Origin of the sequence: Pseudonocardia sp. (assembly GCF_025965585.1) — a bacterium.
GTDB lineage: Bacteria > Actinomycetota > Actinomycetes > Mycobacteriales > Pseudonocardiaceae > Pseudonocardia.
On sequence record NZ_JAOPWR010000020.1, the window covers coordinates 1 to 3284 of the forward strand.

Annotated in this window: 5 protein-coding genes and 1 pseudogene; 4 read left to right on the forward strand and 2 right to left on the reverse strand. The window is 67.2% G+C overall.

Annotated features, from left to right (window positions below):
* Positions 1-465: 465 nt before the first annotated feature.
* Positions 466-1131 carry a DUF6158 family protein gene (locus tag JWR81_RS34215; RefSeq protein WP_367278715.1) on the reverse strand — a complete coding sequence of 222 codons (666 nt, stop codon included), beginning with the start codon at positions 1129-1131 and terminating at the stop codon, positions 466-468.
* A gap of 138 nt (positions 1132-1269) precedes the next feature.
* Between JWR81_RS34215 and JWR81_RS34220 the strand changes: the two genes are divergently transcribed.
* On the forward strand, positions 1270-1368 hold the full coding sequence (locus JWR81_RS34220; protein ID WP_367278716.1) for a hypothetical protein: 99 nt from the start codon (positions 1270-1272) through the stop codon (positions 1366-1368).
* Between the two features lie 17 nt (positions 1369-1385).
* Here JWR81_RS34220 and JWR81_RS01035 read toward each other — a convergent pair.
* A pseudogene (locus tag JWR81_RS01035) lies at positions 1386-1604 on the reverse strand (NUDIX hydrolase); the annotation flags it as partial.
* Between the two features lie 420 nt (positions 1605-2024).
* On the opposite strand from JWR81_RS01035, the gene JWR81_RS01040 reads away from it, so the two are divergent.
* The 3 genes from JWR81_RS01040 to JWR81_RS01050 form a co-directional block, all read left to right on the forward strand.
* Positions 2025-2270, forward strand: coding sequence for a hypothetical protein (locus JWR81_RS01040; RefSeq protein ID WP_297645539.1), 246 nt, complete (start codon positions 2025-2027; stop codon positions 2268-2270).
* 210 nt (positions 2271-2480) lie between these two features.
* The gene (locus JWR81_RS01045; protein WP_297645542.1) at positions 2481-2693 is read left to right on the forward strand and encodes a twitching motility protein PilT; all 213 of its coding nucleotides are present in this window, start codon (positions 2481-2483) and stop codon (positions 2691-2693) included.
* A gap of 99 nt (positions 2694-2792) precedes the next feature.
* Positions 2793-3284 (forward strand): transposase (locus JWR81_RS01050; RefSeq protein ID WP_297645545.1); only part of this gene is annotated, 492 nt, incomplete at its 3' end.

A 3284-nucleotide genomic window follows, 5' to 3' on the forward strand; every position in this document is an offset into this window, starting at 1 on the left:
CCTACCCGTGAGCCGAACTCAGCCATCAGTCGTTCGGTCACGTCCGGGACGGACAACATCTGATTCCTCGTTCTCACCGCCGTTGTCGCTGGCTGACGGCACCGCTCGAACGAGCGGGACAGCTCCGGAGGTGGACATCCGGCGGGCCATCCGAGAGCCGCGCCCGATGACAAACCAGCCACGGCAACATGGTGGCCGGGTCGACCGCCTCGGTGCGGGTGGGGTCGGTCGCCGTCGCTTGCCTGTACAGATCACCGGCGGGCAACTCCCTGGAGTAGCGATGGACCGGCCAAACCGCGCCCGCTGTGCCTGTCCCCCGATGATGAGCCCGACTAGTACACCTGGGCATGTACGGCCAAGCCCGCCGGGCTTGCGCGTCAACGCAACGCACGATGCTCTGCGCGCCGGCGGCCGTCCGAATGCCGCCGCGGCCGTCGGCCGAGGATGGCCTGCTCGGCGTCGGGGTCAACGATCGCCGTCAGCGTCTCGAGGATCGTGTGTCTCGGTCTCCAAGGCATCGACCGGATCGTGTCTTTCGGGGCCGCTCGTCCGCTGGGTCGACGAGAACGCCGTGGCGTGCGGATCGCGGTGGACATCATCGGATCGGCGGTCGTCCGAACGGCGCGGCTGATCGGCTCCCTCGGACTGTGTTCCGGCCACTGCGGATCCAGCGTCTCGTTCGCCTCGGGTACCGCTGCGGGTGCTTGCCCGGTTGAGGTCGCGATCAGAATGACGGCGAAGATATTCCTGCTCGAGCTGGGTGGTACGGCTGGTGTGCTCGGCCAACGCCTCCGGTGCGCCATGGAGGAAGGCATCGTGCCGGGTGGCATGTAGACGCTCCAGCTCATGCAGCAGCTCGTCGTCTGCAAGATCTTCAGATCGTGCCCTGGGCATGTTGTCCTCCCACCACCTTGTAGACCTGAGGCCTACCCCTTCGCCTTGCGCAGCGCAACCAAGCTGGTTCTGCCCGGGTTGAGGCGGTCGTCGGCGCAGTTGATCGGTGGCGACTCGACATCGGGGCGCGCCGGGTGGGAGTCCTCGCTCGAGTGCGGCGGTGCGACGACGGTGTCGGCGCGAGCGCGGCAAGCGGGTAGTCATCCCAGCGCGGCTGCCGGCCGGGCAGGCCACCATCGCCGTCCTGCTCCACTACGACGAGATCGCCCTCACTGACGACCTGCGCCTTGCACTGTCTTCAGGATCGGTCATCGACCACGCCATCGGGTCCGTCATCGCTCACCGCCGCTGCCCCCCGACGAAGCGTTCGCGACCCTGCGGGCGGTCTCTCAACGCCGCAACATCACACTCCGCACCATCGCCGAAAACCTGGTCGCGGCCACCAGCCGCGGCACCCAGCCGTCCACGATCTGACCACGGCCGGTGATCTCGATGAGCATGCCGGTCTCTTCGGTCGTCTCTCGGATGGCGGTGGCCGTCATCGTCTCGCCGAGTTCGTGACGGCCGCCCGATAGCGCATGAAGCCCGCTGTCCGTGCGGCGGATCATCAGCAGGCGGCCGGCGTCGTCGAGGACGTACGCGCTCGCCGTGATGGGGATGCTCGTCGGTCCGGGAGCATCTGGGTCATCGAGGTAGTCGGTGCGCGCCACCCAGTCTCAACGCTGCCCCGGACACGACTCTGACCAGCCGCGGCCCGTCGGGACACAAGAGCAACATACCGAGTTTCACACCACGTTTGATGCCACGTCGCACGAACCAGGCCATGAGCCTGACCTGAAACCACTGGTCAGGCATGGAGCCGGGGGTCGGGATCGAACCGACGACCTACCGCTTACAAGACGCCCGCTCCACGACGACCAGCTCACCTACCAGCACCGACGCTACGCATCCTCGCCTCCGACGGCCGGTCTGCCCACTCTGTCCGCCGTGGTTTCGCGGCACATCCCGTGGCACAGTCGGCGCCTTCGACCCAGTCACGGTGAGTGACAGCCGAGCACTCAAGTCTGCAACGGGGACGCGGCACTCGCTACTGGTGCGATGATGACTTGAGGAGGTGGCCGCCCATGAGCATGTCCGCAGCAGACGGTGCCCACGAGTTCGTCGTCGCACCCGAGCTCGCCGAGGTCGCCGAACGGCTCGGCGTACCGCTGCACGCCGGTGACCGCGTCCGCTTCGAGGTCATCGAAGGAGACCGGGACACCACACCGCGCCGCCGCAAGCTCGGCTGGCTGGGCAGTGTCAGCACCGGCGAGCACACCCTGAGCGAGCGGCTCAAGGACGACGTCCGAAACGGGATGGGTCGTCGAGCTGAGTGAGATCCTCGTCAACGCCGGCCCTCTCATCGCCGGCTTCGACGACACCGACGTCTGGCATGAGGAGTGCTCTCGGCTCCTCGAGACCCTGCCCGGACCGCTCCTCGTTCCGGCGACCATCGTCGCCGAGGTCTGCTACATGATCAGCCGGTACAACTTCGGCTCAGCTGCCGAAGCCGCGTTCTCCGATCGTTCGCCGACGGCGACCTCGTCGTGGCCAACCTCGTCGAGGACGACTTCGAACGCATGGCCCAACAAGTCGACCAGTATGCCGACTTCCCACTCGGCGGCTCCGATGCGAGCGTCATCGCCATCGCCATCGCCATCGCCGAACGACGCTCCATCACCACAATCCTCACCACCGATCGTCGCCACTTCAGCGCGGTCCGCCCGAAACACATCGAGGCGTTCGACCTCCTGCCATAGCCGGGCAAGCATCGACATGGAGCCGGAGGTCAGGATCGAACTAACGGCCTAATACTCCAGCCGCACTTCGTGATGTTGATGGTCTAGGCTCTCGATCTTGTGGACGGTGATGCGGATCTTGCAGCGTGGGCTGTCGGGTTGGATGGGTTGTTCGCGCAGGTCGCCGGCCGGTTCCTGCGGGCGGAGCCGCGCCGGCGGGCGCGGGCGTATGTGCGCGGGTTGCTGGCGCCGTTGGCGGGCAAGAACGGCTGGACGCTGGCCGAGGTCGCGGGGGACGCGACCCCGGACGGGATGCAGCGGCTGCTGAACTCGGCGCACTGGGACACCGACGGAGTGCGTGATGACGTGCGCGGCTACGTCGTGGAGCACCTCGGCGACCCCGCCGGCGTGCTGATCGTCGACGAAACCGGGTTCCTGAAGAAGGGCCTCAAATCCGCCGGCGTGCAGCGCCAGTACTCCGGTACCGCGGAACGGGTCGAGTACTGCCAGCTCGGGGTGTTCCTCGCCTACGCCACCGGCAAGGGCCGCACCCTGATCGACCGGGAGCTGTATCTGCCCAAGTCCTGGACCGCCGACCGGGACCGCTGCCGG